General features: G+C 63.4%; 5 protein-coding genes and 1 pseudogene. 3 read left to right on the top strand and 3 right to left on the bottom strand.

What is annotated here, in order from left to right; translation table 11 throughout:
* The 3 genes from EN925_RS19550 to EN925_RS19540 all read left to right on the top strand — a co-directional run.
* On the top strand, positions 1-1,459 hold a 1,459-nt coding region (locus EN925_RS19550; RefSeq protein ID WP_164894284.1), incomplete at its 5' end, for an ABC transporter ATP-binding protein.
* Between the two features lie 25 nt (positions 1,460-1,484).
* Positions 1,485-2,534 carry an ABC transporter permease gene (locus tag EN925_RS19545; protein ID WP_224621515.1) on the top strand — a complete coding sequence of 350 codons (1,050 nt, stop codon included), beginning with the start codon at positions 1,485-1,487 and terminating at the stop codon, positions 2,532-2,534.
* Positions 2,534-3,454 carry an ABC transporter permease gene (locus EN925_RS19540; RefSeq protein ID WP_127368539.1) on the top strand — a complete coding sequence of 307 codons (921 nt, stop codon included), beginning with the start codon at positions 2,534-2,536 and terminating at the stop codon, positions 3,452-3,454. The genes EN925_RS19545 and EN925_RS19540 overlap by 1 nt, the downstream gene beginning before the upstream one ends.
* A 10-nt stretch (positions 3,455-3,464) precedes the next feature.
* Here EN925_RS19540 and EN925_RS19535 read toward each other — a convergent pair whose 3' ends face one another.
* The 3 genes and pseudogenes from EN925_RS19535 to EN925_RS19525 form a co-directional block, all read right to left on the bottom strand.
* A complete protein-coding gene (locus EN925_RS19535; protein ID WP_013529890.1) occupies positions 3,465-4,397 on the bottom strand; it encodes an ABC transporter permease in 933 nt (310 codons plus the stop codon).
* On the bottom strand, positions 4,390-5,466 hold the full coding sequence (locus tag EN925_RS19530) for an ABC transporter permease (RefSeq protein WP_127368540.1): 1,077 nt from the start codon (positions 5,464-5,466) through the stop codon (positions 4,390-4,392). Before EN925_RS19530 ends, EN925_RS19535 begins: the two co-directional genes overlap by 8 nt.
* A pseudogene (locus EN925_RS19525) lies at positions 5,463-5,954 on the bottom strand (ABC transporter ATP-binding protein); the annotation flags it as partial. The gene EN925_RS19530 and the pseudogene EN925_RS19525, both read right to left, overlap by 4 nt.

The following is a 5,954-nucleotide window of genomic DNA, read 5'->3' as shown; positions in this document are numbered from 1 at the left end:
CGAAATCCGCGCCGTGCTGGGCGAAAACGGCGCCGGCAAATCGACCCTGATGAAGATCATCTATGGCGCGGCACAGGCCGATTCCGGCGAGATCTTCTGCGACGGCAATCCGATCGCGGCGCACAACCCGGCGACGTCGCGCGCGCTCGGCATCGAGATGGTCTACCAGCACTTCGCGCTGTTCGAATCCGTTTCAGTGGTCGAGAACATTGCGCTCTCGGCAAGCAGCGCCTTCGATCTGCCCTCGCTTGCCGCCAAGATCCGCGAGCTTTCGCTTCGCTACGGTATGCCGATCGATCCGCATCGCCAGGTGCATGACCTCTCTGTCGGCGAGCGGCAGCGCGTCGAGATCGTGCGCTGCCTGCTGCAGGCGCCCAAGCTTCTGATCCTCGACGAGCCGACTTCCGTGCTGACGCCACAGGCGGTGGTCAAGCTGTTCGAGACGCTTCGACAACTCGCCGCTGAAGGCTGCAGCATCGTCTACATCAGCCACAAGCTCGACGAGGTGCAGGAGCTCTGTGACACCGCAACCGTGCTGCGCAACGGCAAGGTCACCGGCACCGCTCGGCCGAAAGAGACGACCTCGCTCGAGCTCGCCCGCATGATGGTCGGCTCGAAGCTGCCGGAAATGCATGTCAGCCCGCCGACCCCGAGCGAGAAGCCAGTGCTCGAGGTCAACAACCTTTCGGTCAAGGCAAGAGACCATTTCGGCGTGGATCTGAAGGACGTCTCCTTCAACGTTCATGGCGGGGAAATCGTCGGCCTGGCGGGAGTGTCCGGAAACGGCCAGGCGGAGCTTATCGCCTTGCTCAGCGGCGAACGCACGCATCACAACAACGACGCGATCAGGATTTACGGTACCGCTGCCGCTCGCCTTCGTGCCGACGAGCGCCGCAAGCTCGGTCTCGCCTTCGTTCCCGAGGAACGGCTGGGCCGTGGCGCGGTACCGTCGCATACGCTGTGGGAGAACGCGGTTCTGACCGCCCATCGCTTCGGCACCGTCCGCAACGGCCTGGTCGACCGGCGCAAAGCCAGCGCCTTCGCAGCTGGCATCATCGACAGGTTCAAGGTCAAGGCCAACGGTCCGGCTTCGACGGCGCAAAGCCTGTCGGGCGGCAATCTGCAGAAATTCATCGTCGGCCGTGAGATCGCGCTCGAGCCGAAGCTTCTGCTTGTCTCCCAGCCGACCTGGGGCGTCGATGTCGGCGCCAGCGCCTTCATCCGCCAGACCATCGTCGACCTCAGCCGCGCCGGCGCGGCGGTGCTCGTCGTCTCCGAAGAACTCGACGAGCTGTTCGAGATTTGTGACCGGCTTCTGGTGATCTGCCAGGGGCGCGTGTCACCGCCGCTGATACGCAAGACGACCGACCGCGAAGAGGTCGGGCTGCTGATGACCGGTCGAACGATGGGCACGGATCAAATGGCAATTGGGAGTGGCGACGTTGCGCTTCAGGATTGAACAAAGGCCGGAGCCTTCGGCAACAATGCGCGTCGCGGCGCCGGTGCTGGCGTCGGTTTTGACGCTGGTCGTCGGCTCGATCTTTTTTGCCTCGCTCGGACACGATCCGCTGCCGACGCTCTACGCCTTCTTTGTCGAGCCGTTGAATTCCCTCAACGGTTTGTCGGAATGGCTGCTCAAGGCTTCGCCGCTGATCCTCATTGCGTGTGGGCTGGCTATCGGCTTCCGCGCCAATGTCTGGAACATCGGCGCCGAGGGCCAGTTCACCATGGGCGCGATTGCGGCGAGCGGCGTCGGTCTTTTCTGGCCGAACCCGGACAGCGTGCTGCTGTTGCCGTTGATGTTCGTTGCCGGCATGGGCGCCGGCATGGCATGGGCGGCGATCCCTGCCTTCCTGCGCGCCCGCATGAACACCAACGAGATCCTGGTCACGCTGATGATGACCTACATCGCGACGCTGTTCCTGTCCTATCTCGTGCATGGACCGTGGCGCGATCCGGCCGGTTTCAACTACCCGCAGACGGCACTTCTGCCGACAGCCGCCCTGTTCGAATCCTTCGACCCGGCCTATCGGCTCAACCCTTCGATCTTCATCACCGTCGTCGCCGTGTTCGTGATGTGGCTGTTCACTGACCGCAGCTTCCTTGGCTACAAGATGTCGGTGAGCGGAGCGGCACCGCTTGCCGCCCGCTATGCCGGCTTTCGCGAATCTGCCGCCGTCTGGATCGGGCTGATGGCGGGTGGTGCGGCCGCCGGCATCGCCGGCATGGCGGAAGCCGCCGGGCCGCTCGGCCAGCTCTCGCCGCAGATTTCGCCCGGCTACGGTTTCGCGGCCATCATCGTCGCCTTCATCGGCCGGCTGAACGCCTTCGGCATCGTGCTTGGCGGGCTGTTGATGTCGCTGCTTTTCCTCGGCGGCGAAGGCGTGCAGATGACGCTGGGCCTGCCCTCGGCGCTGACGCGCATCTTCCAGGGCATCCTTCTGTTCTTCCTGCTCGCCGCCGACTTCTTCATTTTTTATCGCATCCGCCTGATACGGCCGGCCCGAGACACGCACGCGCTGGAGACAGCCTGATGGATTTGTTCATCGCCATCTTCACCGGCACCGTCATCGCCGCCACGCCGCTGATATTCGCGGCACTTGGCGAACTGGTGGTCGAGAAGTCCGGCGTGCTCAACCTCGGCATCGAAGGCATGATGCTGATGGGCGCGGCATTGGCTTTCTGGGCCGTCACAGCGGGCTATCCAATGCCGGTTGCGATCCTTGCTGGCGCCCTGGCAGGTGCCGCCGCCTCGCTGCTGTTCGGCGTTCTGGCACTGACCTTCCTCACCAATCAATATGCGGCCGGACTGGCGCTGGCCATCTTCGGTTCCGGCGTGTCGGCCTTCCTTGGCCGCGGCTTCGGCAGCGAGCCTATCGAGGCGCTGCACGGCATCAACGTCCCTGTTCTGTCCGATCTGCCGCTGATCGGTCCGTTGCTCTTCCGCTTCGATCCCATGGTCTACCTGGCTCTGGTGATGTTCGCTGCCATCAGCTGGTTTCTCTACCGCACGAAGGCCGGGCTGATCCTGCGAACGATCGGCGAGTCACCGCAGACATCGCATGCGATCGGCTATCCCGTGATCAGGATCCGCTACATGGCCGTGCTGTTTGGCGGGGCGATGGCTGGCCTGGCGGGCGCCTATCTGTCCGTCGCCTACACACCGCTCTGGGTCGAGAACATGACTGCCGGCAAAGGCTGGATCGCACTGGCGCTGGTGGTTTTCGCCACATGGCGCCCGCTGCGCATCCTGCTTGGCGCCTGGCTGTTCGGCGGCATGACGATCCTCCAGCTGCAGGGACAGGCGCTCGGACTGGAAGTGCCGTCCGAACTGCTCTCGGCCCTGCCCTATCTCGCGACAATCATCGTTCTGGTGCTGATCTCGCGAAACCGGCAAATGCTGGCGCTGCACTTCCCGGCTTCGCTAGCAAGGCCTTTCCGTCCGGCGGGTTGAGCAGCAGGGTCTATTCCCTGTTGTAGGGAATGCCGAGCGCCACCGGCTGATGGGTGCGCGACCGCAAGCCCGCAAGCAGCACAAGTGACGCCACATAGGGCAAGACGAGGAACAGCTGGTGGGGGACAGGAATCCCCACCACTTGCGCATGGATGCCCAACGCCTCCAGAAACGCGAAGATGAAGATCGCTCCAACGATCCGGAACGGCATCCAGTTGCCGGCGATGATCGCGACCACGACCAGCCAGCCGCGGCCGGCAATGAGATCGGGAACGAACTTGTCCGAATAGCCAAGCATCAGGAAGGCGCCGCCGAAGCCGGACATCATGCTGCCGAACATGATCGCGAGGCACTGCCTGAGGCCGACGTGCAGGCCCTTGACGTCAAGCGCCTTCGGATTTTCGCCGACACAGCGCACCTCAAGGCCGTATTTCGTTCGGTAGAGAAAGAACCAGACGAGGATGGGCACCAGGAAGCTGACATAGGTCAGCAGGCGTTGGGAAAACAGCACCGGCCCCAGGATTGGAATATCCGACAGATAGGGGATCGGAACCTGGTCGAAGCCGATGAAGGTCGGCGCCTCGCGGCCGCCAATATAGGCCTGGAACCAGAACAGCGTCACGCCCGATGCGAGAAGATTGAGGGCAAGGCCGGCTACGAATTGCTCGGCCTTCAAAACAATCGTGACGAACGACATGATCAGGCTGCTCGCGGCGCAGGCCAGGATGGCTATCGCCAGAGCCAGCCAAGGCGATCCGGTTGTCGAGGCAACCATGTAGGCGACAATGGCGCCAATCAGCATGGTGCCTTCGACAGCGATGTTCCAGATGCCCGCGCGCTGCGTGACGAGTTCGCCCATTGCCGAAAAAAGCAATGGCGTGGCAATGCGGACCATCGCCGCCAGGAGGCTTATCAGAAGCGGGCCCTGCAGCAGCTCAAGCATGGACTTCCCTCCTCACGATCTGAAGGCGCGTTGCGACGGCGGCACTGAGAAAGAACAAAAGCACCAGCCCTTCCATCGCCGACACCAGGCCTGCCGGCGTGCCACTCTTCAGCCGCATGTAGATCGTGCCGCTTTCCAGCGCGCCGAAGAACAGGGCGGCGATCATCACGCCGCTCGGGCGCAGTCCTCCCACCATGGCAACGACGATCCCCGAACTGCCGATGCCAAGCAGCGTCTCGGCACGCAGCCGGTGCGAGACACCGAAAAGCTCGCCGGCGCCAGCCAGTCCCGCCAGGGCCCCCGACATCAGCATGACGGTCAGCAGAAGCCCGCGCACATTGGTGCCGCGAAACGTCAGCGCGGTCGGGTTTGAGCCGAACGCGCGGATTTCGTAGCCCAGCGACGTCTTGTCGAGCAGCACCGCTGCGAATGCCGAGGCGGCGAGAGCGAACAGGAAGCCGACATGCAGCTTTCCCGCCCCAACGGACAAGAGGATCGGCCACTCCAGACTTGGATCGATGGGCGGCGACTGGTGATAGGATACGGTCACGCCTGTCGCCATCCAGGGGCCGCCATCGAGAAGGTAGGCGAGCAGGTACATGACGACGTAATTCAGCATCACCGTCGAAATGATCTCGCTGGTGCCGAACCTGGTTTTCAGTGCGCCGGCCAACAGGCCGAGCACGCCGCCGCCCGCCATTCCGGCCAGCGCGAGTGTGCAGACGGCCAGCCAGCCTGGCAATGGCGCTATCCAGAAACTCACCCAATAGGCGGCCATCGCGCCGGCGAACACCTGCCCCTCCTGGCCGATGTTCCAGATCTTGGCCCTGAATGCGAACACCGTGCCCAGCCCGACAAGCAACAGCGGGGTCGCCTTCGCCAGCGAACCGAGCAATGCGCCTTGGCTGCCGAATGCACCGACGATCAGGGCCGTGAAGGCCCTTGCAGGATCGCCGCCGGAAAGCCTCAGCAAAACAGCGGAAGCCAGGAGAGCACCTGATATCGCCGCCGAATAGCAGACGACGTTCCATCCCAGGCTGCTGCCCGAGCGTCGTTGAAATGAAATCATTGAATTCCCTGCGTAAGCTGGCTGGCATCGCCTGCCATCATCATTCCAAGTTCGAGGAGGCTGGTCTCCTCGGGTCGCACGATGCCCATGATCCGGCCCTTGAACATGACCGCTATGCGATCGCAAAGGCGCAGCAGGTCTTCGAGTTCCTCTGAGGCGAGCAGGATCGCAAAGCCCGCGGCCCGCTTTTCCAGGATTTTCTCGTAGACGAATTCGGAGGCCGCAACGTCGAGCCCTCGCGTCGGCTGGTTGGCCAGCAACAGCCGCCGCGCATGCTGGAACTCGCGGGCAAGAATGACACGCTGCGCGTTGCCCCCCGACAGTCGCTCCACCGGGAGGTCCGCCGAGGCGGTCGCGACCTTGTATTCGTCGATCTTGCGCCTCGCCAACTCAGCCAGTTTGCGGCGATCGAGGAACGGACCGCGACAATATTCCGGCGATCGCTGCCAGCCGAGGACAAGGTTTTCGGCGGTTCCGAACTCCGGGAT

The organism is Mesorhizobium sp. M7A.F.Ca.US.006.04.2.1, assembly GCF_004022915.1.
Taxonomy (GTDB): Bacteria; Pseudomonadota; Alphaproteobacteria; order Rhizobiales; family Rhizobiaceae; genus Mesorhizobium; species Mesorhizobium ciceri.
The sequence above is the reverse complement of the archived record's forward strand: the minus strand, read 5'-3'. Positions and strand labels throughout refer to the sequence as shown.